The following is a 25,579-nucleotide window of genomic DNA, read 5'->3' as shown; positions in this document are numbered from 1 at the left end:
CCCCCCCGCGTCCCGGCACACAGAAGAGGGACCTGCGCCCCCCTCCGAGCGCAGGTCCCTCTTCTTTCTGGTGCGACGGCCCGCGGGCCGCTGTGGCTTACGCCTCCGCGCCGGCCTTGCGGCGACGGACCACGAAGATCGCGCCGGCACCGGCGACGACCGCGGCACCGCCGACGAGGCTGATCATCGGCAGGGCGGAGCTGGAGCCGGTCTCGGCGAGGCTGCCGGTGACCTCCGGGGTGTCGCCGCTGGGCTTCTCGTCGGTGACGGGCGCCTTGCCGCCTTCCTGCGGCTTGGTGCCGTCGGTGTCGGTACCGGCGGCGACGATCTGGAACTTGTACGACACGTCACCGAAGCCGGTGCACTCGGCGTCGTTGTCGCCGTAGATGGTCGCGCCGAGCGAGAAGCCGGCGCCGACCGGGGCGGACTTGCTGACGTTCAGGCGCAGCGGGATGTTGACCTCGTACTCGGGCTTCAGCTCGTCCGTGTAGCCGACGTAACCGACCGCGTAGCCGCCCTCGTTGAGGTCGACCCAGATCTTGTCCTGGGGGTCCCAGGCCTGGAGCTGGACCTGCTTGCTGGAGAACAGCTCCTCGCCGTACTCGTCGGGGGAGGCCCCGGCGAAGAAGTCGAGGTCGTTGAGCGTGGAGTCGGAGTTGTTCAGCACGTTCAGCGAGAACTTGTGCCAGCCGCTGCCCGCCGCGATCTTGCCGGGCAGGCCGGTGATGCTGACGTCGACCTTGGTGTCCTCGCAGATCGAGGGCTCGGGGTCGGGGGACTCCGACTCCTCGGGCTCCGACGTCGAGGGCGACGGGGAGGACGGGGAGGACTCGGTCGCGGACGCGCTCGGCGAGCCCGACGTCTCCGGAGCCGACTCGCTCACGGACGTGCTCGGGGACGGCGACGTCTCCGGGGTGGTCTCGGTCGCCGACGGCGAGGCGGACGTCTCGGGAGCGGACTCGCTCACCGACGCGCTCGGCGTGGGCGTGGTTTCGTCGGTCGCGTACGCGGCCGGTGCCGCGAGCAGTGCCACCGGGGCTATGACCGCCGTGGCGGCCGCTGCTGCCATGGCGCGGCGAAGCTTCATGAAGACCTCGGAAAGTCCGGCGTACCGCGGGCTGCGGTACGAACGTTGGGGGAGGCCTCCGCGTGTGGGGCGCGGGTGTGGCCCATGGTTCGCCGGGTTTGATCCGTGAAACCTGTGAATGGTTGTGCCGACCTTCACAGGATTCTTATGTGGGCTGCGTCACACCCCCAATCCTCCCCGGGCGAGCGGACGGCGACGTCGAGCTCCCCGGCCCCACCCGCTACCGGGTCACCCCCGGCCGGCTCAGCGTCGAGGAGTACGACGAGGAGATCGGCAACTCCGCCTGCGACGTCCACGACGGCTGTCCGCACCCGCGTTTCCCGTCGGGCGACGACCGGGACGGTGCCACCGGCCCGACGATCGACCCCTGCGACCGCGGCCGCGGCGTCGACGGGGGCGGCGAATGCGGGACGGTGACCCGCACCTGACCGGGCGGGACGGCCGGCACAGAGCGAAGGGCCCCGCGGGGTGGAGCCGCGGGGCCCTCCTTCTCGTCAGCACCGACGTCAGGGCAGCGCCGGTGCCTGGAAGCGGCGCCGGGGGGTCGCGCCGCTGGTGTGTACCTCTGGCAATGGGGCAATGCGGGTGCCCGCGAGGGGACTTGGGGCTGTGTACGAATCGTGCTGGATGAACGCGGCGCCCGCAACCGTTCGGCCCAGCATTGTGCATTCTTGCACGGTCCGCCGGTCGGCCCCGGGCGTCCCCGGAGCCGACCGTTCTCTTGGGTGACCGGGCTGCTGTCCCCTGCCGTCCGGTCACTTCCCTGGAGCGAGGTCCCACGACGCACGGCACGATCCGTGCGTCTCATCGCCCCAGCGAGCCACGCGTGGTTCTCTCGGGCCCGCGCCTGGCTGGCACGGACACCGGGACCAACGAGACGGCCCGGGGGCGGTCACGCGCCGTACGGGTGAGGAGGATGCGCACGTCTGTCCCGCGAACGCCGATTCCCCGGGCCGGTCAGATCCTGCCCCGGCACAGCTCCAGCAGGGTCAGCGCGAGCGTCGTACCCGGCTTGCCCAGGGCCTCCCGGTAGTGGCCGAGGACCTCCATCTCGCGCGAGAGGTTCACGCGCCGGCCGCCGGAGGCGATCCGCGCCTGCTGGATGACGGCGGAGACGGCCGCCCGTTCCTGGATCAGCCCGATGATCCGGTCGTCGAGCGCGTCGATCCGCTCGCGGGCGCCGGTGATCACGTCGGCGGCCTCGGCGGTGCGGGCACCGGTCACGTCCGTGGCGTTCATGAAGGGCTCCTCGTCGTCAAGGGGTGCCCCGGTCCGGCAAGGCCCCGGCGACGGCAGACGCCCCGGGCCTTGTCGGCCCGGGGCGCCTGGGAAGTCGCTTGTCAGATGCTCAAGCAGCACGACCATGGCAGCCGGCGGGCCGGATGCCATAGGTAAAGACGAAGGTCGCGTGCGTGTGCATGGGGGCCAGTATGCCCCCGGGAGCGGGGGCCTCCAAACGGGTTCGCATGGTGAGACGCCGGGCCCGGAGCCCGGACGGCCCCGCGGCCGGGACGCCGCGCACGAGCACCTCGGTAGAATCGGGTGGCACAAGACCCCCGCCCCACCGCCGGAAGGCACCTCGTGTCATCAGCGTCTCCCGCTGCCAACGCCGCCGACACCGTCCTGGTCGTCGACTTCGGCGCGCAGTACGCCCAGCTCATCGCCCGTCGCGTCCGCGAGGCGCGGGTCTACAGCGAGATCGTGCCGAGCACCATGCCGGTCCAGGAGATCCTCGCCAAGAACCCCCGGGCGATCATCCTGTCCGGCGGCCCCTCGTCGGTCTACGAGGAGGGCGCCCCCCGCCTCGACCGCGCGCTCTTCGAGGCCGGCGTCCCCGTCTTCGGCATGTGCTACGGCTTTCAGCTCATGGCGCAGACCCTCGGCGGCACCGTCGACAACACCGGAGCCCGCGAGTACGGCCGCACCGACCTGCACGTCGCCAAGGTGTCCTCCACCCTCTTCGAGGGCACCCCCGCCGAGCAGGCCGTCTGGATGTCCCACGGCGACGCCTGCTCCGCCGCCCCGGAGGGCTTCTCCGTCACGGCCTCCACGGACGTCGTGCCCGTGGCCGCCTTCGAGAACGACGAGAAGAAGCTCTACGGCGTCCAGTACCACCCCGAGGTGATGCACTCCACGCACGGGCAGCAGGTGCTGGAGCACTTCCTCTACCGGGGCGCGGGCCTGAGCCCGTCCTGGACCACGGGCAACGTGATCGAGGAGCAGGTCGCCGCGATCCGCGAGCAGGTCGGCGACAAGCGCGCCATCTGCGGCCTGTCCGGCGGCGTGGACTCCGCCGTCGCCGCCGCCCTGGTGCAGAAGGCCATCGGCTCCCAGCTGACCTGCGTGTACGTCGACCACGGCCTGATGCGCAAGGGCGAGACCGAGCAGGTCGAGAAGGACTTCGTGGCCGCGACCGGCGTGCAGCTGAAGGTCGTGGACGCCGAGGAGCGGTTCCTCAAGGCGCTCGCCGGGGTCTCCGACCCCGAGGAGAAGCGGAAGATCATCGGCCGCGAGTTCATCCGCGTCTTCGAGCAGGCCCAGGCCGAGATCATCGCCGACGAGGGCCCGGCCGTGGAGTTCCTCGTCCAGGGCACGCTCTACCCGGACGTCGTCGAGTCCGGCGGCGGCACGGGCACCGCCAACATCAAGTCCCACCACAACGTGGGCGGCCTGCCCGAGGACCTCGAGTTCAAGCTGATCGAGCCGCTGCGCAAGCTGTTCAAGGACGAGGTCCGCATGGTCGGCCAGGAGCTCGGCCTGCCGGAGGAGATCGTCCAGCGCCAGCCGTTCCCCGGCCCCGGCCTCGGCATCCGCATCGTCGGCGAGGTCACCAAGGAGCGCCTGGACCTGCTGCGCGAGGCCGACGCCATCGCCCGCGAGGAGCTCACCGCGGCCGGCCTCGACCGGGACATCTGGCAGTGCCCGGTGGTCCTGCTCGCGGACGTCCGCTCCGTCGGCGTCCAGGGCGACGGCCGCACCTACGGCCACCCGATCGTCCTGCGCCCCGTCTCCTCCGAGGACGCCATGACGGCCGACTGGTCACGCCTGCCGTACGACGTCCTCGCGCGCATCTCCACCCGCATCACCAACGAGGTCCGCGACGTCAACCGCGTCGTCCTCGACGTGACCTCGAAGCCGCCGGGCACCATCGAGTGGGAGTGACCCCGGCGTCCCCCCGTGGGTGACTCCTAGGTGCGCTTGACCGTGCGCAGGGGTGCGCCGGGCGTCCAGACCTGGACGACGAGGTACGTGTCGTCCTCGACGTAGGTCCGCACGACCTCCGTCAGCTCGGTGCGGAAGAGGTGGAACGGCTCCGGCGGTTCCACCTCTTCGACGTATCCGGCCTTCGTCGCGACGTCGTCGACCTCGATCGCCCGGCCGCTGATGCGGACGTCGCCGCCGCCCATCCCCGTGCCCTCCCCGGGGTTCGCCTGGAGCGCGAAGCGCGGGTCGCGGCGCAGGTCCCGCGCCTTGAGCGAACCCGCCATCATGCCGAGCCACAGCTCGCCGTCGAGGAACCGCACCTCCAGGCCGCTGGTGCGGGGCGAGCCGTCCTTGCGGAGCGTGGCGAGGATGTGGTGCGTGTACGCGCCGAAGCGCTTCTCGACCGTGCCGGCCAGATCCGGTTCGGCGGTGGTGAATGCCGCCCAGTTCGTCGTCATACGGAGAGTGTGGCGCCCAATTCCGACATCCTCTGTCGGCTATTCGTGGGGTGGGGGAGCCCGGGGGCACGCGGGTGGGTGCGGGGTGCTCAGGGGGGCGCTCGGGCCATCTTTACGGAACGGTTCTGTTTTCCCGGCCACACCGGCGGTAACTTCCGCCCCTACGAGAGCGACGCTGGAGGACCTATGCACGGGCCCACCCCGCCCCTGCCGCTGCCCACCGACCGGCTGCGGTTCGCGATGCCGCCGATGCACGAGTCGGTCGAGGACGAGCGCCGGCACCGCAAGGAACGCCTCGCGGGCGCCATCAGGATCTTCGGCCGGCTCGGCTACGAGGACGGCGTCTCCGGGCACATCACCGCCCGCGACCCGGAGTACAGCGACTGTTTCTGGGTCAACCCCTTCGGCCTGCCCTTCCGGCACGTCACGGTGAGCGACCTGGTGCTCGCCAACCAGGACGGCCAGGTCGTCGAGGGGCAGTACCACGTCAACCAGGCGGCCTTCACGGTGCACGCCCAGGTCCACGCCGCCCGCCCCGACGTGGTCGCCGTCGCCCACTGCCACTCGGTGCACGGCCGGGCCCTGGCGGCCCTCGGTGAACTCCTGGAGCCGATCACCCAGGAGAGCTGCGCCTTCTACGAGGACCACGCCCTCTACGACACCTACACCGGTGTCGCCGTCGACGCCGAGGAGGGCCGGCGCATCGCGGGCGTGCTCGGCTCCCGCAAGGCGCTGGTGCTGCGCAACCACGGGCTGCTGACCGTCGGCGACTCGGTCGACGCGGCCGCCTGGTGGTTCGTGACGATGGAGCGGTCCTGCCAGGTGCAGCTGACCGCGCAGGCGGCCGGGCGGCCGGTCCGCATCGACCACCGCATGGCCGTGGCCACCCGCGAACAGCTCGGCGGCGACCTGGTGGCCTGGATCAACTACCAGCCCATGTGGCGGGACATCACCCGCAGCGAGCCGGATCTGCTGGGGTAGGCCGGGCCGAATCGGGCCGGGATCGTCAGAAGCCGCGCAGCACCGCCGCCTTGGTCATCGCGAACTCCTCGTCCGTCAGGACCCCGTCGCGGTGCAGCTCCCCCAACTCGCGCAGGCGGCGCAGCAGTACGTCGTGGTGGTCGGAGCCGGCCGACGGCAGCGAACGGGGGGACGCGGGGTGCGCGCCGGGCTCGTCGTCACCGGCGGCCGGGCGGGTGGACGGGTGCGGCAGCCGGGCCGTGACCGCCGTCGCGACCAGCGCGGTCAGCAGGTCGCGGCGCTTGCTGCCCCACAGGTCCAGGGCGTACGGGTCCTTCTCCGGCGGCAGTTTCGAGAACACCGTCTCGCGGGTCACGAAGCGCAGGAAGCCGTCCTCCTCGCTGGTGTTCGGCAGCCACTCGACCCGGACCAGCTCCTCCAGGCCGATGACCCGGGGGCCGGTGGCGCGCTTGACGCGCTCGGAGGTGTCGGACCAGTCGATCCGCACCTGGGTGCCGTCGAAGGAGACCGTGCCGTCCGAGGAGCGCACCGACACCGGAACGGGCGGGCCCGGCAGCAGATAGGCCTTCGCCGGTTCCTTCGGTACCCGGTCCAGGAGCAGCGCGCGGCGGATCTCCTCGGCGAGGTACTCGGCGACCCCCGTCCGGTCGGCGTCCACCGCCAGCCGGTACGGGTCGGCCGCGTCCGGCAGCCGCCCGCCGGTCGCCTGGAGCAGCGGGTCGGCGCCCTCCCGGAGCTGCAACCGGAGCCGCCCGCGCTTGCGTTCGGGCTCCAGGACGACACCTGCCACGGCCTCCAGCGGCACGGCGATCTCGCCGTACGTCTGCCGGAACAGCGGCACGGAGCGGTGCAGACCGGGGGTGATCCGGATCGTGCCGCCGTCGAAGGCCCAGGAGCCGTCACGCTGGTTGATCTCGGCCATGAGGGAATTCTCGCAGCCGGGTCAACACGGCACGCCGAACTTCACCCGTGTTGACCGGACGGGGCGGACGCGGACCGGGTGGTATAGGGCACAATTCGTCGTCGTCGCACGGGAGTTGCACAGCGGTGTTTCCGGGGTCCGGAAGACCGGCGGTGGTTGGGTCGCGGGAAGGCGGGCGTCGGGCGTGACGGTGCGCGAGGCGGGGCAGGGCGGCGGGGACGCGGGCGGATCCGCGGGCGCGGGCGGGCATGCGGGTGGACCCGCGAGTGGCTACACAGGCGGGTCCGCGGCCGCGTACCCGAGTACCTCCGCGGGTGCGTACCCGGGCGCGTCCGCGCGTGCGCGGGACGGCGGGTCCGCGAGCGGGTACCGGGGCGGGTACCCCGGCGGGTACCCGGCGGGGCACGCCGGTGGTCACACGAGTGGCCGCGACGACGGGGGCGGTCACGGGGGCGGGTGCGCCTGCGGGGACTGTCCGCACGGGGCCCGGGAAGGGCATCGGCGGGCCGTCGCCGCGTTCCTGCGCAGGCGCGACGAGTTCGCGGCCGGGCACGGGCTGCCGGCCGCGGTCGCCCACTCCGCCTCGGCCTCCCGGCAGTGGGTGTCGGAGGAACTGGCGCAGTCCGCGGCACTCGTCGCCGAGCGGGGTCGGGCCGAGGGCCAGGCCTGGCTGGCCGGCCTGTGGCGCCGCACCGTGGGCGCGGTCTGGGCGGGCGTCGTCCTGCTGCTGCTCGGGCAGGCCCTCACCGCGGTCGGGGCGGGCTGGACGTCGGCGCGTACGGCCGGGCTGGCCGCGGCGCTGGTGGTCGCCGGCGCGCTGACCGCGGCCTCGTGGTTCCACCGGGAGAAGGGCGGTGCGCTGGCGCCCCTGATCGGTGAGGACAACCGGCTGTCGACGTCCCGTACGGTCGCCGCGGTGTGGGTGGTCTTCGTGGCCTACGCGGTGCTCGTGCTGGCCGGGCGGCTCGCGGCCGCCTCCCGGCACCGCGAGCGGGACGCGCTGATCTCCGGGCTGGAACTCGCCCGGGGCGCCGGCGTCGTGACCGTGCTCGCCGTGGTGTGCGGGATCGCCGTGCTCGTGCGGCGGGTGGTCGGGCTGCGGGTGCTGGGGCAGCGGCTGCAGAAGGTCCGCGCCGACCGGCCCCGCGCGGCCGACCTGCTGACCGACGACGCAGGGCGGGGCACCTTCGCGGACATCCAGTACGTCGTGATCAGCGGGGTCGCGCTGCTCTTCGGGGCGGTACGGCTGGCCAGGCGGCCGGACCAGCTGCCGGATCTGCCGTGGGGGCTGGCGCTGGTGGTGCTGGTGTCGGCGGCGACGTATCTGGCCGGGAAGTACGCGGAGGGCGGCCGGCCGGTCATCCTCTCCGTGGTCCGGGCCCGGGAGGCGGGGGACCTGGACGCGCCGATCCGGACGGGTGACGACATCGAGATCCGGGGCGCGGGGTTCGTCCCGCCGGGGGCGCAGGGGGCGGACCGGCTGGCGCGGATGGTCGTGCGGGTGGGCGCGGTGCACGTCCATGTGCCGCTGGTGCCCGTGCCCGGGGGCTTCCGGAACCCCACGGACACGCTGCTGACCGTGCCGGTCCCGGCGGAGGTGGAGCCGGGGCGGGTGGAGGTGCAGGTCGTCACGGCGGCGGGGGTCGAGACGAACCGGTACGCGGTGGAGGTGACGGAATAGCGGTGGCGCGACGGCCCCCTGTGACCGAGTGACCGGCGTCGACGCGCCCACGGCTGCGGAAAAGCCGCACCCGCAGGATTGAGCCGGGTCTGATCGTCGTACGTATGGTCTGTTGAGGGGGTCTCGGCACCGGTGGGCGAGAGGCGGCTACGCAGCGATGACGCACGGTATGAGAACGGACACGCACACCCCCTACCCCGACGGCGGCGGAGACTGGCGGGACACCGCCGTCCGGTACGCCCTGCTCCCCCTGCGGATCTTCCTCGGCGTCACCTTCGTCTACGCGGGGTTGGACAAACTCACCGACAGCGCCTTCATGAACGAGGCCGGTTCCGGTTCGATCGGCGACATGATGCGTGCCGTCCGGGACTCCTCCGCCCTCCCGGCCCTGGTCGACCTCTCCCTGAAGAACCCCGTCGGCTTCGGTTACGCCATCGCCCTCGGCGAGCTGGCCGTCGGCGTCGGCACCCTGCTCGGCCTCCTGGCCCGTCTGGCCGCACTCGGCGGTGCGCTCATCTCCCTGAGCCTGTGGCTCACCGTGAGCTGGGCCTCGGACCCGTACTACTACGGCAACGACCTCGCCTACCTCATGGCCTGGATCCCGCTCGTCCTGGCGGGCGCACCCCTGTGGTCCGTGGACGCGGCCCTGCGGGCACGGCGACGGCAGCGCCGGGGTGAGTACCGCTAGGGCCTGTTGCCAGACAGGCCCAAGCGCCGTCAGCTCGCCGTGTCCGGGCCGTCGGCGGCGGCACGGGCCGACCGGCGCCGGCGCGCGCGGCCCGTCACGAACGCCACCGCGCCCGCCAGGCACAGGCCGCCGGTGACCAGGGGGATCGCCACGAACCACGGGATCCGCCAGGCGCCCCCGGCGTCCCCGGCGTACAGGACGCCGACCAGGGTCAGGACGGCGCCGGTGATCAGCCTTCCGGGCTGGATCTCATGACGCGGCACGGGTCACCTCCGCCTGTCCCAGGCCGACGTGGAGGTCCAGGTCGACGGTGCCGGACTCCTTGACGCCCCGGGCGGGGGAGAGGGTCATCTCCTTGTGCCGGCCCGGCTGCACGTCCACGTCCTTCTTGTCGTCGCCCGGCAGCTGGAGGTCGCCCATGCCCACGTCGACGCTCAGCCGCACGGTCACGTCCTCGGGCACCAGCACCCTCAGCCGGCCCACGCCGACGTCGGCACGGGTGGTCACGGTGGCGTCCGCGGCCAGGTTCAGCCGGGTCAGGTCCAATGTGCCGACGCCGGTCCCCAGGTCGTACCGCTGCCGTACGTCCGCCACCGCCGTGGGCTGCCAGGTCGTGCGGTTCCACTGGGTGCCGATGTCCTCGGGCACGGCCGCCGAGGCGGTGAGCAGACCGGCCGTGATGACCGCCAGGAGGATCGAGCCCGCCCCCGTCCGGCCCAGGAAGGCGCTGACCGCGATGCCCAGCCCGAAGACCGCCAGGGCGCAGGCCAGGCCGGTCTGCAGGCTCGTGCCGAGCGGGTGGGTGTCCCAGGTCCGGCTCGTGCCCAGCGCGCCCGCGAGCAGGGCCAGCAGGAAGACCCAGCCCCCGATCCAGCGGGGCCCGCGCGGCTCGGGCGGCCGGGAGTGCGGGGCCGGTATGTCCTCGCGGGCGCCGGGCCGGACGCCGAGGCTGATGTTGACGGCCGCCGCCACGTCGAGGTCGCGGGTGTCGCGCGGGCCCCAGAGGTAGCCCGTGCCCCCGATGTGCGTGCCGTCCTTGACGATGGGGTCGCGCCACCACGAGGGGTAGGTGGCCAGGACCGGCGGCGCCTGCGGCTCCGGCGGGGCGTCGGCGGCCGCCTGCGCGGCCAGCGGATCGGGGCTGGGGGCGCCGCGCCGGCGGGACCAGTACCCGGCGCCCGAGAGGAGGAGGGAGAGGACGACGGCGAAGGTCAGCACACCGCCGTTGCGCAGCATCGTCAGGAACACCCCGCAGCCGACCAGCGCGAACAGCACGGCCGCCAGGGCCTGGCCGTCGACGCGGCCGGTGAGCAGCTTGCGCACCTCGTTCTCGTCCTCGTCGTCGTACGGGACGAACAGCCAGGCGAAGCCGTAGAAGATGAGGCCGATGCCGCCGGTGGCGGAGAGCACCGCGAGGGTGATGCGGAAGATGACCGGGTCCATGTCGCACTGCCGCCCGAGCCCGGCGCAGACCCCCGCCAGCATCCTGTGGCGGCGGTCGCGTCGCAACGGGTGGGGCGGCCCGGGAGGGGCGGCTTCCGCGGACGGGCCGGAAGACCCTCCCTGATCCTCCGCCCGCTCCTCCGCGCCCGCCCGACCGGGTGCGCGCGGGGGCGCGGAGGAGCCCGCGGCGGGCGCGGCACCCTGCGGCCCGGCGCCCGGTGCGGGACGCGGGCCGGAGCCGGGTCCCGGACCCGCCGCGGCGTGCTCGTGATCGGTCATGGGTCCATGGTGACGGGCGCGGCGCCGCCGCGGCAGTCGGAACGACCCTGGCCGGACCCTGATATCGGCCCTGAGAGGCGGCCCGGGAAGCGTTCGACGGGCCGGGTCCGTGGATCAGGGGAGTCTCCGGGGCCGACCCTGATGCTCCGGCCTCCCGCACGTGTGACCATCAATGGCATGTCGGAAGCCGCAGCAGCGCCACTCGCCGAGCCGCGGCCGCCGCGCAAGCTCTACCGCAGCAGCGACGGACGCTGGCTGGGAGGCGTGGCGCGGGGGCTCGCCGGGCATCTCGGGCTGCCCGTGATCTGGGTACGGCTCGTCTTCGTCGGCCTGTTCATGGCCGACGGCCTCGGTGCGCTGCTGTACGCCGCGTTCTGGTTCTTCGTGCCGCTCGGCGTCGGCGGGGTCGACGCCCAGAAGCCGCCCTCGCTGGTCACCACGGAGACCTCGTCCGACGGACGGCGCAAGCTCGTCACGCGCCGCCCCGACAAGGGCCAGATCGTGGCCCTGCTGCTCATGGTCGTCGTGGCCATGGTCTTCGTGGGCAACGTGAACCTCGGCGGCGGGGCCCGCGCCTACCTCTGGCCGATGGTCCTCGTCGGCGCGGGCGTCGCCCTGGTCTGGCGGCAGGCGGACAACGCCCGCCGCGCCCGCTGGGCCGAGGTCGGCCGCCGCCGGCGCACGGTCACGCTGCTGCGCTCGGTGGGCGGCGTGCTGCTGGTGACGGCCGGCGTCTCCGGCATTTTCGTCCTGCAGGGCTCCGCCGCCCACCTCGGCTCGGTGCTGCAGGCGGCCCTGGCCGTCCTCGTGGGGATCACGCTGCTGGCCGGTCCGTATCTCGTGCGCATGACCCAGGACCTCTCCGAGGAGCGGCTGATGCGCATCCGCGCCCAGGAGCGCGCGGAGGTCGCCGCCCACGTGCACGACTCGGTGCTGCACACGCTCACCCTGATCCAGCGCAACGCGGAGAACGCGGGCGAGGTGCGGCGCCTCGCGCGCGCCCAGGAGCGCGACCTGCGCACCTGGCTCTACAAGCCCGAGGGCACGGGCAAGGACGAGGCCGACGAGCCCACGACCCTCGCCGACGCGGTCCGGCGCAACGCGGCCGAGGTGGAGGACAAGCACGGCGTCCCCATCGAGGTCGTGGTGGTGGGGGACTGCCCGCTCGACGAGCGGATCGCCGCGCAGATGCAGGCCGCGCGCGAAGCGATGGTGAACGCCGCCAAGTACGGTGGCGAGGGAGGGGCCGTACAGGTCTACGCCGAGGTCGAGGGGAAGACGGTCTTCGTGTCCGTCCGGGACCGCGGGCCCGGCTTCGACCTCGACTCGATACCCGCCGACCGGATGGGTGTCAGAGAATCGATCATCGGCCGCATGGAGCGCAACGGCGGTACGGCGCGGCTGCGCGCGGTGCCGGACGGCGGCACGGAGGTCGAGCTGGAGATGGAGAGGGCGGAGAAGACGTCATGAGCGACCCGACCGAGGCGAACGGTACGGCGGCAGCGGCGGAGGTGCCCGGGCCCGCGGAGTCGGGCGGGCGTCGCGTGCGCGTGGTCCTCGTCGACGACCACCGCATGTTCCGCACGGGTGTCCAGGCCGAGATCGGGCAGACCGAGCAGACCGGCGTCGAGGTCGTCGGCGAGGCGGCGGACGTCGACCAGGCGGTCACGGTCATCACCGCGACCCGGCCCGAGGTGGTCCTCCTCGACGTGCACCTCCCGGGCGGCGGCGGGGTGGAAGTGCTGCGCCGCTGCGCCCCGTTGATGGGCGACACCGAGCGGCCGGTCCGCTTCCTCGCGCTGTCCGTGTCGGACGCGGCGGAGGACGTGATCGGCGTGATCCGCGGCGGGGCCCGCGGGTACGTCACCAAGACGATCACCGGCACGGACCTCGTGGACTCCATCTTCCGCGTCCAGGAGGGCGACGCGGTCTTCTCGCCGCGGCTGGCCGGGTTCGTCCTGGACGCCTTCGCCTCCACGGACGCGCCGCCGGTCGACGAGGACCTAGACCGCCTCACCCAGCGCGAGCGCGAGGTGCTGCGGCTGATCGCCCGGGGATACGCGTACAAGGAGATCGCCAAGCAGCTGTTCATCTCCGTGAAGACGGTCGAGTCGCACGTCTCGGCGGTGCTGCGCAAGCTGCAGCTGTCCAACCGGCACGAGCTGACGCGCTGGGCGACGGCCCGCCGCCTTGTGTGACGCCCGCCCGCGCCCGGCCGACGGGGTCACACCACCCGGGTGGCACCCGCGTACGGCATCTCGTCGAGCGGGGCGACCCGGACCGGCGCCGAGGGGTTCGGGGCGTGGATCATGCGGCCGTTGCCCACGTAGATGCCGACGTGGCTGATGCCGGCGTAGAAGAACACCAGGTCGCCGGGGAGGAGTTCGGAGCGGGAGACGCGGCGGCCCGCGTCGATCTGGGAGTAGGTCGTGCGGGGCAGGGACACGCCGGCGGAGCGGTACGCGGCCTGGACGAGGCCCGAGCAGTCGAAGGCGTTCGGCCCGGTCGCGCCCCAGACGTAGGGGCTGCCGAGCTTCTGGTAGGCGTAGGAGACGGCCGCGGCCGCACGGGAGTTGGGCGCCTGCGAGGCGGCCGGCCCGGGTGCCGCCAGGGTCTCCCGCGGTCCGGAGGTGCGTGAGGCGCGGGGGGACGCGCCGAGCCGGGTGCGCTCCTCGGCCGTGAGCCGGGAGAGCAGCTGCCGTGCCGAGCCCAGCTTGCCGGTGACGGTCCTCTTGTGCCGCTTCAGCTCCGTCTGCCGCGACTTCAGGGAGGCCAGCTCGATGTGGGCGGCGCCGCGCAGCTGCTCGATCTCCCGGAGCTGCTTGCGCACGCCCGCGACGGCGGACCTCTGCCGGTTCCCGGCCCGCTCGACGAACTCGGCGTTCTCCAGGTAGCGGTCGGGGTCGTCGGACAGGGCGAGCTGCACGGCGGGGTCCAAGCCGCCGCCGCGGTACTGGGCGGCGGCGACCGTGCCGAGGGCCTCGCGGGCGGTGGCGAGTCGTTCCTCCTTGCGGGCCGCCTGGTCCTGGAGGGCCCGCAGCCGTTGCCCGGCCGCCTCGGCCTTCTCCTTGGCGCCGTTGTACTTCTCGGTGGCGACCTCCGCCTGCCGGTACAGCTTGTCCACCTCGGCCTTGACCTGGCCGGGGGTGAGCTGCGGTTCGGCGTGTCCGGTCCCGTCGAAGCCCGTCGCCGTCGCCGCGCCCGCGAGGGCGATGGTGGCGGCCGTGCGGGCCGTGCCGCCACCTGTCGAGCGCTGTCGGGGCTTGCGGTGCGCTGCCACTCTTCAGGCCACGTCCTTTCCTGGACCGCCGGTGGGTGCGTACGGCCGTCGGGGAGCGGACAGCGGCCTGCGCGCGTCCGGCGGCGGCCCGCACAGGGGAAGCGGGCCGCCGCCGGACCTTCTCGGCGGTGGTGTCCGACTGCCGCCCCTGGCCCGGGCGGCGGTGGGGAGCCGGTCACCTGGTGGAGGACGCTAAACCTCGGCGAGCGGGGCCGGGGGCCGGTGCGCGGAAGTGTCCTGAGAGGACCGGCGGTGACCGTATGCGACCGTGCCGCCCTTCCGGTGCCGTCCACTCAACTCAGCGTGATGACCGATACGTCGATTTCCTGGGTGAGTGACGGGGATCGGGTGCTATGGGGCCGCATATATGCGTCGATGGGCCGGTGTCCGAGGGCCGTGGGACGCTGATTAGGCTCCGGCCTCATGGACGTACTCATCCACCTCTTCGTCGGTCTGCACATCGTCGGCATCGCCGCGCTGCTGGGCGGCTTCCTCACACAGCTGAAGGCGATGGGCCAGGGCACCGCCCGCTACACCCCCGCGATGCTGCACGGCGCCCTGACGATGCTGGTCACCGGGGTGGTCCTGGTCGGTCTCAACCAGGCCGACGACCAGTCCGTGAACAACATCAAGATCGGCGTGAAGCTCGCCCTGCTGATCGTGATCCTCGGCCTGGTCTACGTCAAGCGCGACGAGGACAAGGTGGACAAGGGCCTGTTCGGTCTCGTCGGGCTGCTGACCACGGCCAACGTCTTCATCGCCGTGCTCTGGACCTGACCCCGGCGGACCGCGACCCGGCGCGGGCCGCGGCGGCCGTCCAGGCGGTGCACGCCAGCCACAGGGCCACCGCCGCCCACAGCAGCGCCTCCCCGACGGCGTCGAGCCAGGGCGCGTCCAGGGCGGCGGCGACGGCCGAGGCGGCCGCGGCCGTCACGGCCGCGCCGAACACACCGGTCCAGCGGCGCACGTCGTAGCCGTGCCGGGGCCACATCAGCTCGGCGGTGAGCAGGGCGACCCAGCACACCCCGGTGAGCACCAGCAGGGCGACCGTGACCCTGCCGAGGACGGCGTGGGCGTCGTGGTTCCACAGGTGGAGGCGGCCGCTGTCGGCGCTCAGCAGCCGCGCCCCGGCCAGTGCCGAGACGGCGAGCGCGCCGCCCGCGAGCCAGTGGTCCCCGGGCCCGTCGGTCACCTCGCGAGGGGCGAAGCGGAACAGGGCGGAGCAGTACAGGACCAACCCGAGCCAGAACAGCACCAGGGCCGCGTGGGCCGGCCAGGCCGCCGACTCGGCCGCGGCGAGCGTGGCGCCGAGCACGGCCAGCCCCTGGGTGGCCACGCAGCGCAGGAACACGGTCCCGCCGCGGCCCGGGTCCCCCGCGACGAGCAGCAGCGTCCAGAGCAGCGCCGCGAGCGCGAGCAGCGCCGCGGCCGACCGCTGCCAGCCGGCCGCGCAGAGACCGGCGCCGATCATCGCGGTCGCCGCCGTGAAGGTGAGCGCGACCGGTACCTGCGCCCGCCACGCCGCCGGCGGCAGCCGCAGTACGACGTACGCCGGCGTCCCCAGCCAGGCCGCGCCGGCCGGGAGGAGCGCGATGAGGGAGAGGACCTCGTACCCCGCCGAGTCGAGACCGGCCGACAGGGTGCCGGTGGTCAGCGCGTAGGTCGCCAGCAAGGTGGCATACGGGGAGGGTCCGGACACAGCGCCGATGCTAGGCAGCGGTGCCCGGGTTACGAGAGGGGCACGCGCGCGTGCCCCTCACAAACGTACGGGACCCTCGGTCAGGCCGGCCGGACCACGCTGTGGATCGCCGACTCGCCGTCGTAGTGGACCGGCTCCTCGCGCACGTAGGTGCCCGGCTTGGGGGCGTGGATCATCATGCCGTTGCCGGTGTAGATGCCGACGTGGGTGACGTCGTCGTGGAAGAACACCAGGTCACCGGGTTGGGCGTGGGCCAGGGGGACCGTGGTGCCGGCGTCGGCCTGGTCGTAGGTGGTGCGGGGCAGGGTCACCCCGGCGGCCTTCCACGCGGCCTGGGTGAGGCCGGAGCAGTCGTAGGAGCCGGGGCCGACGGCGCCCCACACGTACGGCTTGCCGATCTGGGCGCGGGCGAAGGCGAGCGCCTTGTCCGCCGTGGTGGTGTACGAGGAGTCGGCCGGGGCCGTGGAGGTGGTGCCCGGCAACGGGGTGCTGCTCTCCTGCCGCTGGGCGGCCTCCTGCCGGGCCTTCTCCTGGGCGGCCTGCTCGGCGGCCTCGCGGGCGGCGTCCCGCTGCCTCTCCTGCTCGGTCGCCGCGAGCCGTGCCTTCTCCTCGGCGGTCAGCCGCGACAGCAGGTCGCGGGCGTCGGCGAGCTTCCGCTGGACGGTGGCCTTGGCCGTCTTCAGGTCGCTCTGCGACTCGGTGAGCGCGCGCCGGGTCTCGGTGGCCTCCTGCCGCTTCGGCGTCGTCGCGGACCGCTGGGTGACGTGGTCGTCGACCGCCGCCTTCTGGCGGCCGGTCATCCGGTCCATCAGCTGGGACTGGCCGACGTGGTCCTGCGGGGTGTCCGCGAGCAGGAACGTGGCGGTGTCCGGGGCGGCCGCGCCGGTGCGGTACTGGGCGGCGGCGACGGAACCCAGCTTCTGACGCGCCTCGCCGGGCTTCTCGGTGCGCTGGGCGACGCCGTCGAGCAGGGCGCCGACGCGCTTGCGCTGCTTCGCGGTCTTCTCCTTGGCCGCGTTGTACTTGTCGGTCGCCGACTCGGCCTGGCGGTACAGGTCGTCGACCTTCTTCTCGACCTCCTCCAGGCTGGGCGTGCCGTCGGCCTCGGGGGCGGCGTCGGCCGACTGGGACAGCAGGGCCACGGACGTGAGGGCCGCCGTCGCGAGGGCGGGGGTCCGTATGCCTGCCACGCGCGTACCCGAAGGACGCGACTTACGGTGCGACGCCAAGGGAGGCGACTCCTTCCAAGGTTCCGCCTACCGGGTTAGCTGTCGGGTTCGGGCGGGTGGTTCGGAAGGGTTGCCCTACGGCCGTCCCGGGACGGGAGTCGGGCCGATTCACCCCAGGTCTCGGTGGGTCCCCGGCTCCGGCTGCCGCTGCGGCACACCGGACTCGGCGGAGGCCGCGCGGCCCGGCGACGTTCGCCGGTGGGGGTCATGCGGCCCGGTCGCACCGTAGCCAACGTGTGTGGCACCTGTGAAGGTTGATGGGTGATATGCCCGATACATTTTCGTGACCTTTCGCAAGAGCATCGCAGAGCGTGAGGGAATGGGGTGCTTTCATGGCGATTCATCCGGGAACGGAGCGTGTGTCGCGGGTGGTGATCGCGCCACTCCACCGGGCGACCGGCGGGTCGGTGACCGGCCGGGGAGGGCCCTCCGCCCGCCGATGTGCTCAGGGCAGCGGCGGGCTGTCAGTGGGGCGCCCTAGACTCGGAGAGCGATGAGCAGCCTCTTTGACGACAGCTTCCTGGCGAGCCTCCAGGCCCAGCGGGGCCCCGCGGACGAGCCCCCGCCGCCACCCGAGGACGATCACGGTCCGGAGCCGATCCCGGACGATCTGTTCGGCGGGAAGTTCGACGTGCCGCCGGACCGGGACGCCCACTACCGGGACGGCGCCCCGCGCCCGGTCGTGGACACGGCCGCCCTCCTGGAGGGGCTGAACGACAACCAGCGCGCCGCGGTCGTCCACTCCGGCTCCCCGCTGCTCATCGTGGCCGGCGCCGGCTCCGGCAAGACCCGCGTGCTGACGCACCGCATCGCCCACCTGCTCGCCGAGCGGGGCGTCCACCCGGGCCAGATCCTCGCGATCACCTTCACGAACAAGGCCGCCGGGGAGATGAAGGAGCGCGTCGAGCAGCTCGTCGGCCCGCGCGCCAACGCCATGTGGGTCATGACGTTCCACAGCGCGTGCGTGCGCATCCTCCGGCGCGAGAGCAAGAAGCTCGGCTTCACCTCCTCCTTCTCGATCTACGACGCCGCCGACTCCAAGCGCCTGATGGCCCTGGTCTGCCGCGACCTCGACCTCGACCCCAAGCGCTTCCCGCCGAAGTCCTTCAGCGCCAAGATCAGCAACCTGAAGAACGAGCTGATCGACGAGGAGGACTTCGCCGCGCAGGCCACCGACGGCTTCGAGAAGACCCTCGCCCAGGCCTACGCGCTCTACCAGTCGCGGCTGCGCGAGGCGAACGCCCTGGACTTCGACGACCTGATCATGACGACGGTCAACCTGCTGCGCGCCTTCCCGGACGTCGCCGAGCACTACCGCCGCCGCTTCCGGCACGTCCTGGTCGACGAGTACCAGGACACCAACCACGCCCAGTACGCCCTGGTCCGCGAGCTGGTCGGCACCGCCGGACACCCCGTCGACGTCCCGCCCGAGGCCGTGGTCCCGCCCGCCGAGCTGTGCGTCGTGGGCGACGCCGACCAGTCGATCTACGCCTTCCGCGGCGCGACGATCCGCAACATCCTCCAGTTCGAGGAGGACTACCCGGACGCGACGACGATCCTGCTGGAGCAGAACTACCGCTCCACGCAGACGATCCTCAGCGCCGCCAACGCCGTCATCGAGCGCAACGAGTCCCGCCGCCCCAAGAACCTGTGGACCAACGCCGGCTCCGGCGCGCTGATCACCGGCTACGTCGCCGACACCGAGCACGACGAGGCCCAGTTCGTCGCCGACGAGATAGACCGCCTCACGGACGCCGGCGAGGCGAAGGCGGGCGACGTCGCGGTCTTCTACCGCACCAACGCCCAGTCCCGCGTCTTCGAAGAGGTCTTCATCCGCGTCGGCCTGCCCTACAAGGTCGTCGGCGGCGTCCGCTTCTACGAGCGCAAGGAGGTCCGGGACGTCCTGGCCTACCTGCGCGTCCTGGCCAACCCCGAGGACTCGGTGCCGCTGCGGCGGATCCTCAACGTGCCCAAGCGGGGCATCGGCGACCGTGCCGAGGCGATGATCGACGCCCTCGCGCAGCGCGAGAAGATCAGCTTCCCGCAGGCGCTCAAGCGCGTCGACGAGGCCTACGGCATGGCCGCGCGCTCCACCAACGCGGTCAAGCGGTTCAACACGCTGATGGAGGACCTCCGCACGATCGTCGAGTCCGGCGCCGGACCGGCCACGGTGCTGGAGGCGGTGCTGGAGCGCACCGGCTACCTCGCCGAACTGCAGGCCTCCACCGACCCGCAGGACGAGACCCGGATCGAGAACCTCCAGGAGCTCGCCGCCGTCGCCATGGAGTTCGAGCAGGAGCGCGGCGAGGACGAGCGGGGCACCCTGGCCGACTTCCTCGAACAGGTCGCGCTGGTCGCCGACTCCGACCAGATCCCCGACGAGGAGGACGGCGACGGCGTCATCACCCTCATGACGCTGCACACCGCCAAGGGCCTGGAGTTCCCGGTGGTCTTCCTCACCGGCATGGAGGACGGCGTCTTCCCGCACATGCGCGCCCTCGGCCAGACCAAGGAGCTGGAGGAGGAGCGGCGCCTGGCGTACGTCGGCATCACCCGCGCGCGGGAGCGGCTGTACCTGACGCGGTCCACCCTGCGCAGCGCCTGGGGCCAGCCCTCGTACAACCCGCCCTCCCGGTTCCTGGAGGAGATCCCGCCCGCCCACGTGGAGTGGAAGCGCACCGGAGCGACCGCCCCCGCGTCCTCCGGCCCCGTCTCCGCCGTGGCGGCCTCGCTGTCGTCGTCCCGCTCGCGCTCGTCCGCCTCGGGCGCGTCCGGCTTCGCCACCCGCCGTACGTCCGAGAAGCCGGTGGTGTCGCTGGCGGTCGGGGACCGCGTCACGCACGACCAGTTCGGTCTCGGCACGGTCGTGGCGGTGAAGGGCACGGGCGCCAACGCCGAGGCGACGATCGACTTCGGCGACACGAAGCCGAAGCGCCTGCTGCTGCGGTACGCGCCGGTGGAGAAGCTGTAGCCCGGTGAGCCGGCAGGGGAAGGGCCCCGGCCGGTCCGCCCGGCGGGGGCCACCAGGCCTTCCGGCCCTCCGCCCGGTCCTGCGGCGAGGGGCCGGGTGTTACGTCGGGTCGACGCCGTGGCTGCGGAGCCACGAGAGCGGGTCGATGGCCGAGCCGCCCGCGGGGCGCACCTCGAAGTGCAGGTGCGGGCCGGTCGAGTTGCCGGAGTTGCCGGAGCGCGCGATCGGGTCCCCGGCCTTCACGGTCGTTCCCGAGGGGACGGTGTACGTGGAGAGGTGGCAGTACCACGTCTCCGTGCCGTCCTTCGCGGTCACGATCATCATGTTGCCGTACGCGCTGTTCCACTGCGTGCGCACGGTGCCGTCGGTCGCGGCCATCACCGTCGTGCCGTACGAGACGGGGAAGTCGATGCCGGTGTGCAGGGACATCCAGTTGATGCCCGACTGGCCGTAGTAGGCGCTCAGTCCGTGCTGCGCGACCGGCAGGGCGAACTTGGGCCGCAGCCGCTCCTTGCGGGCCGCTTCCTCCGCCGCCCGCTTGCGTTCGGCGGCCTGCTGGGCCTTGAGGTCGATGCGCTCCTGCGTGCGGCTGGCCCGGTCGGCGAAGTCGTCGGCGCCGGCGGCGAGGCTCTGCAACTGGGTGTCGAGCTTGTTGTTGGCCGCGGCCGGCTGGACCGGCTGCGCGTCCGCCGCGGTGGTGTGCGCCTCCGCGGCGCTGTCCTCGGTGAGGCTGCCCACGGAGGCGGCCGCGATCCCCGCCACACCCATCACGCACGCCGAGGGCACCGCGATGGTCATCAGCGCCGAGCGCCTGGGCGGCGTACGGCGGCGGGAGCGGGAACCGGCGCGCGAGGCCGCCCGGGAAGCGGGGGGCGCGACCTCTTCCTGGTCGTCCAGGAGCGAGGTGACGGTGGGCAGTTCGCCGGTGGCGGCCGGTTCGTGGGCGTCCGTGGCGGGGTCGTGGTACCCGGCCCCGGCGGACTCGTCGTAGGAGACCTGCTCGAACGTCGCGGTCTCGTGCTGCTCGAAGGGGGCCGTCTCGTGCTGCTCGAAGGTTTCGCCGTGCTGCTCGTAGGCGTCCGGGGCGGGTGCGGGCGTGCCGTCGGAGTTCCACTGCGTGGCGTCGAAGGCGCCCGTGTCGAAAGCCTGCGTGCCCCATTCCCACTGCTGGGTCCGGTCGGCCGGGTTGCCCGACTGGTCCGGCTGGAGCCAGGCGCCGGACTCCCACTGGCCGGTGGCGTCGGGGGACGCGGCCTGCGGCGGGATGGCGGAGAGCGGCTGCTGCTCGGTGTTCCAGGAGGCCGTGTCGTAGACGCCGGTGTCGTAGGCGGCGTGGTGCTGGGCCGCGTACGCGTCGTAGTGCGGGTTCTCGTGCGTCCCCGTGGGCCAGTGGCCGGTGTCGTACGCGCCCGTCCCGTGGCCGTCGCCCGGCATGTCGCCGAAGAGCGGGTCGGTGGCGAAGCTCGCCGTGGTGTGGCCGGTGGCGTCCATACCGGCGCCGTCCGTGCCGGTGGCGTCAAAACCGGTGGCGGCGTAGTCGCCGTACGTGGTGAAGTCGCCGTACTGGGCTTCCTGGGTGCCGTACGACGCGTAGGGCGCCGAGGCGGCGTCGGAAGCCGGAGCCGGGGTCATGGTCCCCGACGGGTGACGGTCGTTCACCAACTTCTCTTTCGCCTCGACAACAGGGGCTGCCAGAGCAGTGCGGCGACTGTACCCGGCGGTACGCGGGCACGACAATCTTCGGCAGGTTTCGCGTGCGCAGGAAACGGGCATTCGGCCGTGTTTTGGCGGACTGCGGGCGCAGGCTTGGCCCTGTGTTCGAGGTTTGTTCGAGGCTGTCGGGTGATGCGGAGCTGTGTGTCATCTGTATGACGAGTCCGCGCGCCCGGTGTGACGGCCACGGGCCGACTGTCGCCCGACCGGGTGGTGCGGCGGTCGCCGGGCGGACCGGTTCAGGCCACCGTGAGGCCTTCCGCCTGGCCGGTGGACGGTTCACCCGGGCGGGCCGTGTCGAGAACCTGCCGTATCCCATTGGCGACGGCGGGGTGTACGGGCAGGGCGAGATGGCCGATGCCGGTGACGCGTATGTTCTGCGCCGCCAGATCCGGGTGGTCGATGCAGGCCGACTCCAGCGGATCCATCACATGGTCGAGGTCGCTCCAGAAGCTCACGAAGTGCGTACGGCAGCCGGGGGCGGGCCGGGTGAGCTCCTCGAGCACCGGCGAGCCGGGGCGCATCTGGCGCACGATGGGGTGCGCGTTGGCCAGGGGCGCCACCCGGGTGCCCGAGTGCGGCGTGCCGAGGGTGACCAGGGTCCGCACGCGCGTGTCGCCGCCGAGCCGCTGCACGTAGTAACGGGCTATCAGGCCGCCGAGGCTGTGCCCGACGACGTCGACCCGCTCGGCGCCGGTGCGTGCGCAGATCTCCTCGATGTGCCGGCCGAGCAGCTCGGCCGCGGCCCGTATGTCGCAGGTCAGCGGCGAGTAGTTGAGGGACTCGATCTGCTGCCTGCCGTGCTGGGCGAGGCTGCGGCGCAACAGGACGAAGACCGAGCGGTTGTCGATGAAGCCGTGCAGCAGGACGACCGGGGGCTTGGCCTCCGTCGGCAGCTGGGCCGCGCCGTCGGCGGGCAGGGCCGGGGCGGGGGCGCGCCGCTCCTGTGCGATGCCGGACGGATAGAGCAGGAGGTGCCCGGCCAGGATCGCCATCTCCAGGGCGGTGGCCTTCAGGAGCGCCATGGAGAGTCCCGCCAGCCGGTTCGGCAGCAGGCGCCGGCAGAGCGGAAGAAGGGGCGGAGCAGCCCCGGTGACCTTCATGGCCGACCTCCTGTCGGCACGCGGCAGGACGGCGTCGCCCCCCGTGTGCACTCGTGGAAAGCAGCGGCGAAGACGGCCGACGACGACCGCGCGAGCAGCTTGAGCTGCGGGGAGTGAGCGCGGCGTGCGGCGGGTGTGACGCCGGTGGTGCGGCGAGGGCCACGGCCGATGCGCTGACCTGGCTTCCCGCTGGTGCGCCGTGCGTGTCCTGCGTGCTGTGCTTGTCCTGCGTGCCGTCGCCGAAGTGACGTACCGCCGCTGTGAGTGGTGGGTGGCCCGGCGGTGCGGCGGCCTGCTCGCGGCTCCCCTTGCGCTTGTCCCACCGTGTGATTTCCCCCTCGGTCGGCACCGCGAAACTGCCGGTTGCGGGATGCTGGAGATAACGTTCGTTCACTTCCCCGGGCGGTTCGGGGCGCGTCCGGGGCACGGTGACGTGTACGGCGTGCCGGATGTGTGCGGTACTTGTCCGTACCGATGGATGCAGTCGCTTCATGGAGGCAGTGATGGGTGTGGCAGCCGGTCCGATCCGCGTGGTGGTGGCCAAGCCGGGGCTCGACGGCCACGATCGCGGGGCCAAGGTGATCGCGCGGGCCCTGCGCGACGCCGGTATGGAGGTCATCTACACCGGCCTCCACCAGACTCCGGAGCAGATCGTCGACACGGCGATCCAGGAGGACGCCGACGCGATCGGCCTGTCCATCCTCTCCGGGGCGCACAACACGCTCTTCGCGGCGGTCATCGACCTGCTCCGGGAGCGGGACGCGGCGGACATCCTGGTCTTCGGCGGCGGGATCATCCCCGAGGCGGACATCGCCCCGCTGAAGGAGAAGGGCGTCGCGGAGATCTTCACGCCCGGTGCGACGACGCAGTCCATCGTGGACTGGGTCAAGGCGAACGTGCGCCAGCCCGCTGCCTCCGGGGGCTGAGCCGACGGGAACCGGGGCGAGGTGAGGGCCGCGGCTCGGGGCGGTGCGGAGGCGGCCCGGGTCGCTCTCGCACCTGAGCCTGCTGTCGCCTGCCCGGCCTCCGCCCGGGTGGCTCCCGGGGGCGGTGCCGGCGTGGCCCGCGTCGCCGTCGCGGTCCGGGCCGGCCGGGCGGCGGCCCGGAGCGCCGTACCGGTCTAGGGCGCGGTGCCGTTCTCCGGCGGGCCCAGCTCCTCGATCATCGCCGCGCGCAGCCGCAAGGTCGTGACCAGGCGCTGGAAGGCCTCCGCCCAGTAGCCGCCCGCTCCCGGGGACGCGTCCTCCGGCTCGTCCGGTACGGCCAGCAGGGCGTCGAGACGGCCGGACTCGGACGGGTCCAGGCAGCGCTCGGCCAGCCCCATGACTCCGCTGAAACTCCATGGATAACTCCCCGCGTCCCGCGCGATGTTGAGCGCGTCCACCACCGCACGGCCGAGCGGCGGGGCCCACGGCACCGCGCACACGCCGAGCAGCTGAAAGGCTTCGGACAGGCCGTGCGTCGCGATGAAGCCGGCCACCCACCCGGCCCGTTCGGCGGCGTCGAGCGTGGCGAGCAGCCTGGCCCGTTCGGCCAGGGACACCGCGCCCGGGCCGCCCGCCTCCGGTGCGGAGGGTTCGCCGAGCAGCGCGCGCGACCACTCCGCGTCCCGCTGGCGCACCGCCGCCCGGCACCACGCCGCGTGCAGTTCGCCCTGCCAGTCGTCCGCCACCGGCAGCGCCACGATCTCCCGGGGCGTCCGGCCGCCCAGCCGCCGTGACCACGTCCCGAGCGGCGCCGCCTCCACCAGCTGGCCGAACCACCAGGACCTCTCGCCCCGCCCCGCCGGGGCCTTCGGCACGACGCCGTCGCGCTCCATGTCCGGGTCGCACTCGTGCGGGGCCTCGACGACGATCGTGGGGAGGGCGGGCGTACCCGTGGTCCGGCTGGTCCGCGTGTGGTCGATGGCCACGCACGCCGCCGCCCGGACCGCCATCCGCGCGGCGAGCGCCGAGCCGGGCAGGGCCGACAGCAGTTCCGCCGCCGTCGCCCGGACGTTGCGGCTGCGGTCGGCCAGGGCCTGTTCCAGGAACGGCTCGTCGTCCGGGCCCAGGCCCGTGCGCAGGGAGTCGAGGAACATCAGCCGGTCCTCGGCCCGTTCCGTCGCCCAGGTCGTGGCGAGCAGCTCGCGTGCGGCGGCCGGGTCGCGCGAGCGCAGGGCGGACAGCAGGGCGACCCGCTCGGCGAACAGGCCCTCCTGCCACAACTGCCGTGTCCGGTCGTCGTCCTCGGTACGCGTCAGGGCCGCCGCGCCACCCTCGGCCGAACGCAGGGCGAACCGCCAGTCCGGGTTCAGCCGGGCCAGCCACAAGGCCCGCGGTCCCGCGAACTCCAGCGCCGCCGGGCGCAGGTCCGTCCGCCCCCGGGCCGCGTCCAGCAGCGCCGGCAGCACCTGGGCGGGCGGGGCGAACCCCCGGGCGTTCGCCGCGGCCAGCCACTGGGGCAGCAGCTCCATCAGGTCGGGCGCGGCGCCGCGGCGGCCCCCGCCGGACGGGCCGGGCCGGTCGGCCAGCAGCATCGCGAGTCTGCGGGCGGCAGCGGCGGGCAGCGGCGGACGCCGGTCCTCCGGGGCCCGCCGCGGACGCTGCGCGGCCCGCGCCGGACGCAGACCGGCCCGCCGCCGTACGGTCTGCACGGCCGCCGCGTCCAGCAGGGCCACCGGGGCGTCCCGCCCCGGGGCGGTGCCCGGCGGGGTGCGCCGGTCCGTGCCCAGCAGTGCCGTGGTGACGAGCCCCTCCCAGGCGCCCGGGGCGGGCGCGTCCACAGGAGCGGAGGTCCTGGTCATGAGCTTCCTTTCCGTGGGGCGCCCGGAGTTGGTTGAAGGCTCGCCCTTACCGGTTG

General features: G+C 73.2%; 22 protein-coding genes and 1 riboswitch. Of the genes, 10 read left to right on the top strand and 12 right to left on the bottom strand.

What is annotated here, in order from left to right; all coding sequences use genetic code 11:
- Nucleotides 1-97: 97 nt before the first annotated feature.
- Entirely contained in the window at nt 98-1,087 is a 990-nt protein-coding gene (locus tag AC07DA_RS21665) for an LAETG motif-containing sortase-dependent surface protein (protein ID WP_479129812.1), read from the bottom strand.
- A gap of 149 nt (nt 1,088-1,236) precedes the next feature.
- Between AC07DA_RS21665 and AC07DA_RS21660 the strand changes: the two genes are divergently transcribed.
- Nucleotides 1,237-1,515, top strand: a complete 279-nt coding sequence (locus AC07DA_RS21660) for a hypothetical protein (RefSeq protein ID WP_479129811.1) — start codon at nt 1,237-1,239, stop codon at nt 1,513-1,515.
- Nucleotides 1,516-2,044: 529 nt separating this feature from the next.
- Here AC07DA_RS21660 and AC07DA_RS21655 read toward each other — a convergent pair.
- Complete coding sequence (locus tag AC07DA_RS21655; RefSeq protein WP_479129810.1) at nt 2,045-2,326, bottom strand: chorismate mutase; 282 nt, start codon at nt 2,324-2,326, stop codon at nt 2,045-2,047.
- 342 nt (nt 2,327-2,668) lie between these two features.
- On the opposite strand from AC07DA_RS21655, the gene guaA reads away from it, so the two are divergent.
- The gene (gene guaA / locus AC07DA_RS21650) at nt 2,669-4,249 is read left to right on the top strand and encodes a glutamine-hydrolyzing GMP synthase (protein WP_479129809.1); all 1,581 of its coding nucleotides are present in this window, start codon (nt 2,669-2,671) and stop codon (nt 4,247-4,249) included.
- A gap of 26 nt (nt 4,250-4,275) precedes the next feature.
- Here guaA and AC07DA_RS21645 read toward each other — a convergent pair whose 3' ends face one another.
- Nucleotides 4,276-4,749, bottom strand: coding sequence for a pyridoxamine 5'-phosphate oxidase family protein (locus AC07DA_RS21645; protein WP_479129808.1), 474 nt, complete (start codon nt 4,747-4,749; stop codon nt 4,276-4,278).
- 186 nt (nt 4,750-4,935) lie between these two features.
- Between AC07DA_RS21645 and AC07DA_RS21640 the strand changes: the two genes are divergently transcribed.
- Complete coding sequence (locus tag AC07DA_RS21640) at nt 4,936-5,730, top strand: class II aldolase/adducin family protein (protein ID WP_479129807.1); 795 nt, start codon at nt 4,936-4,938, stop codon at nt 5,728-5,730.
- Between the two features lie 25 nt (nt 5,731-5,755).
- Here AC07DA_RS21640 and AC07DA_RS21635 read toward each other — a convergent pair whose 3' ends face one another.
- The gene (locus AC07DA_RS21635; RefSeq protein WP_479129806.1) at nt 5,756-6,652 is read right to left on the bottom strand and encodes a DUF4429 domain-containing protein; all 897 of its coding nucleotides are present in this window, start codon (nt 6,650-6,652) and stop codon (nt 5,756-5,758) included.
- 601 nt (nt 6,653-7,253) lie between these two features.
- Here AC07DA_RS21635 and AC07DA_RS21630 point away from each other — a divergent pair.
- On the top strand, nt 7,254-8,333 hold the full coding sequence (locus tag AC07DA_RS21630) for a hypothetical protein (protein ID WP_479129805.1): 1,080 nt from the start codon (nt 7,254-7,256) through the stop codon (nt 8,331-8,333).
- A 157-nt stretch (nt 8,334-8,490) separates the two neighbouring features.
- Entirely contained in the window at nt 8,491-9,021 is a 531-nt protein-coding gene (locus AC07DA_RS21625) for a DoxX family membrane protein (protein WP_479129804.1), read from the top strand.
- Nucleotides 9,022-9,050: 29 nt separating this feature from the next.
- Here AC07DA_RS21625 and AC07DA_RS21620 read toward each other — a convergent pair whose 3' ends face one another.
- Nucleotides 9,051-9,284, bottom strand: coding sequence for a hypothetical protein (locus tag AC07DA_RS21620; protein WP_479129803.1), 234 nt, complete (start codon nt 9,282-9,284; stop codon nt 9,051-9,053).
- Entirely contained in the window at nt 9,271-10,743 is a 1,473-nt protein-coding gene (locus tag AC07DA_RS21615) for a PspC domain-containing protein (RefSeq protein WP_479129802.1), read from the bottom strand. Before AC07DA_RS21615 ends, AC07DA_RS21620 begins: the two co-directional genes overlap by 14 nt.
- 177 nt (nt 10,744-10,920) lie before the next feature.
- Here AC07DA_RS21615 and AC07DA_RS21610 point away from each other — a divergent pair, with 177 nt between their 5' ends.
- Together AC07DA_RS21610 and AC07DA_RS21605 are read left to right on the top strand one after the other, a co-directional pair.
- Nucleotides 10,921-12,213, top strand: a complete 1,293-nt coding sequence (locus tag AC07DA_RS21610; RefSeq protein WP_479129801.1) for an ATP-binding protein — start codon at nt 10,921-10,923, stop codon at nt 12,211-12,213.
- A complete protein-coding gene (locus tag AC07DA_RS21605; protein ID WP_479129800.1) occupies nt 12,210-12,941 on the top strand; it encodes a LuxR C-terminal-related transcriptional regulator in 732 nt (243 codons plus the stop codon). Before AC07DA_RS21610 ends, AC07DA_RS21605 begins: the two co-directional genes overlap by 4 nt.
- A gap of 26 nt (nt 12,942-12,967) precedes the next feature.
- On the opposite strand, the gene AC07DA_RS21600 is transcribed toward AC07DA_RS21605, so the two are convergent.
- Complete coding sequence (locus tag AC07DA_RS21600) at nt 12,968-14,023, bottom strand: C40 family peptidase (RefSeq protein WP_479129799.1); 1,056 nt, start codon at nt 14,021-14,023, stop codon at nt 12,968-12,970.
- A gap of 423 nt (nt 14,024-14,446) precedes the next feature.
- On the opposite strand from AC07DA_RS21600, the gene AC07DA_RS21595 reads away from it, so the two are divergent.
- Entirely contained in the window at nt 14,447-14,800 is a 354-nt protein-coding gene (locus AC07DA_RS21595; protein ID WP_479129798.1) for a hypothetical protein, read from the top strand.
- Here the strand turns inward: AC07DA_RS21595 and AC07DA_RS21590 are convergent.
- On the bottom strand, nt 14,778-15,722 hold the full coding sequence (locus tag AC07DA_RS21590) for a TDT family transporter (RefSeq protein ID WP_479129797.1): 945 nt from the start codon (nt 15,720-15,722) through the stop codon (nt 14,778-14,780). The two genes, AC07DA_RS21595 and AC07DA_RS21590, sit on opposite strands and share 23 nt — an antisense overlap.
- A gap of 80 nt (nt 15,723-15,802) precedes the next feature.
- A complete protein-coding gene (locus tag AC07DA_RS21585) occupies nt 15,803-16,951 on the bottom strand; it encodes a C40 family peptidase (protein ID WP_479129796.1) in 1,149 nt (382 codons plus the stop codon).
- 8 nt (nt 16,952-16,959) lie between these two features.
- A riboswitch (cyclic di-AMP (ydaO/yuaA leader) is annotated at nt 16,960-17,130 on the bottom strand.
- Nucleotides 17,131-17,444: 314 nt separating this feature from the next.
- On the opposite strand from AC07DA_RS21585, the gene pcrA reads away from it, so the two are divergent.
- Nucleotides 17,445-19,922, top strand: a complete 2,478-nt coding sequence (gene pcrA, locus AC07DA_RS21580) for a DNA helicase PcrA (RefSeq protein WP_479129795.1) — start codon at nt 17,445-17,447, stop codon at nt 19,920-19,922.
- A gap of 99 nt (nt 19,923-20,021) precedes the next feature.
- Here pcrA and AC07DA_RS21575 read toward each other — a convergent pair whose 3' ends face one another.
- The gene (locus AC07DA_RS21575) at nt 20,022-21,581 is read right to left on the bottom strand and encodes a M23 family metallopeptidase (protein WP_479129794.1); all 1,560 of its coding nucleotides are present in this window, start codon (nt 21,579-21,581) and stop codon (nt 20,022-20,024) included.
- 293 nt (nt 21,582-21,874) lie between these two features.
- A complete protein-coding gene (locus tag AC07DA_RS21570) occupies nt 21,875-22,738 on the bottom strand; it encodes an esterase/lipase family protein (RefSeq protein WP_479129793.1) in 864 nt (287 codons plus the stop codon).
- A gap of 503 nt (nt 22,739-23,241) precedes the next feature.
- Between AC07DA_RS21570 and AC07DA_RS21565 the strand changes: the two genes are divergently transcribed.
- A complete protein-coding gene (locus AC07DA_RS21565; protein ID WP_479129792.1) occupies nt 23,242-23,664 on the top strand; it encodes a cobalamin B12-binding domain-containing protein in 423 nt (140 codons plus the stop codon).
- Between the two features lie 194 nt (nt 23,665-23,858).
- Here AC07DA_RS21565 and AC07DA_RS21560 read toward each other — a convergent pair whose 3' ends face one another.
- The gene (locus AC07DA_RS21560; RefSeq protein WP_479129791.1) at nt 23,859-25,523 is read right to left on the bottom strand and encodes a DUF5691 domain-containing protein; all 1,665 of its coding nucleotides are present in this window, start codon (nt 25,521-25,523) and stop codon (nt 23,859-23,861) included.
- Nucleotides 25,524-25,579 lie beyond the last annotated feature (56 nt).

This window comes from Streptomyces sp. NPDC044921 (genome assembly GCF_056432865.1).
Note: the sequence above shows the minus strand (reverse complement) of the source record. Positions and strands in the feature narration are given on the sequence as shown.

What these genes read in the sequence shown, in the direction of transcription:
- AC07DA_RS21570 (WP_479129793.1), bottom strand. Translation starts at nt 22,738, where the DNA reads ATGAAGGTCACCGGGGCTGCTCCGCCCCTTCTTCCGCTCTGCCGGCGC.
- AC07DA_RS21615 (WP_479129802.1), bottom strand. Translation starts at nt 10,743, where the DNA reads ATGACCGATCACGAGCACGCCGCGGCGGGTCCGGGACCCGGCTCCGGC.
- AC07DA_RS21565 (WP_479129792.1), top strand. Translation starts at nt 23,242, where the DNA reads ATGGGTGTGGCAGCCGGTCCGATCCGCGTGGTGGTGGCCAAGCCGGGG.
- AC07DA_RS21595 (WP_479129798.1), top strand. Translation starts at nt 14,447, where the DNA reads ATGGACGTACTCATCCACCTCTTCGTCGGTCTGCACATCGTCGGCATC.
- AC07DA_RS21635 (WP_479129806.1), bottom strand. Translation starts at nt 6,652, where the DNA reads ATGGCCGAGATCAACCAGCGTGACGGCTCCTGGGCCTTCGACGGCGGC.
- AC07DA_RS21605 (WP_479129800.1), top strand. Translation starts at nt 12,210, where the DNA reads ATGAGCGACCCGACCGAGGCGAACGGTACGGCGGCAGCGGCGGAGGTG.
- AC07DA_RS21655 (WP_479129810.1), bottom strand. Translation starts at nt 2,326, where the DNA reads ATGAACGCCACGGACGTGACCGGTGCCCGCACCGCCGAGGCCGCCGAC.
- pcrA (WP_479129795.1), top strand. Translation starts at nt 17,445, where the DNA reads ATGAGCAGCCTCTTTGACGACAGCTTCCTGGCGAGCCTCCAGGCCCAG.
- AC07DA_RS21665 (WP_479129812.1), bottom strand. Translation starts at nt 1,087, where the DNA reads ATGAAGCTTCGCCGCGCCATGGCAGCAGCGGCCGCCACGGCGGTCATA.
- AC07DA_RS21645 (WP_479129808.1), bottom strand. Translation starts at nt 4,749, where the DNA reads ATGACGACGAACTGGGCGGCATTCACCACCGCCGAACCGGATCTGGCC.
- AC07DA_RS21625 (WP_479129804.1), top strand. Translation starts at nt 8,491, where the DNA reads ATGACGCACGGTATGAGAACGGACACGCACACCCCCTACCCCGACGGC.
- AC07DA_RS21640 (WP_479129807.1), top strand. Translation starts at nt 4,936, where the DNA reads ATGCACGGGCCCACCCCGCCCCTGCCGCTGCCCACCGACCGGCTGCGG.
- AC07DA_RS21560 (WP_479129791.1), bottom strand. Translation starts at nt 25,523, where the DNA reads ATGACCAGGACCTCCGCTCCTGTGGACGCGCCCGCCCCGGGCGCCTGG.
- AC07DA_RS21610 (WP_479129801.1), top strand. Translation starts at nt 10,921, where the DNA reads ATGTCGGAAGCCGCAGCAGCGCCACTCGCCGAGCCGCGGCCGCCGCGC.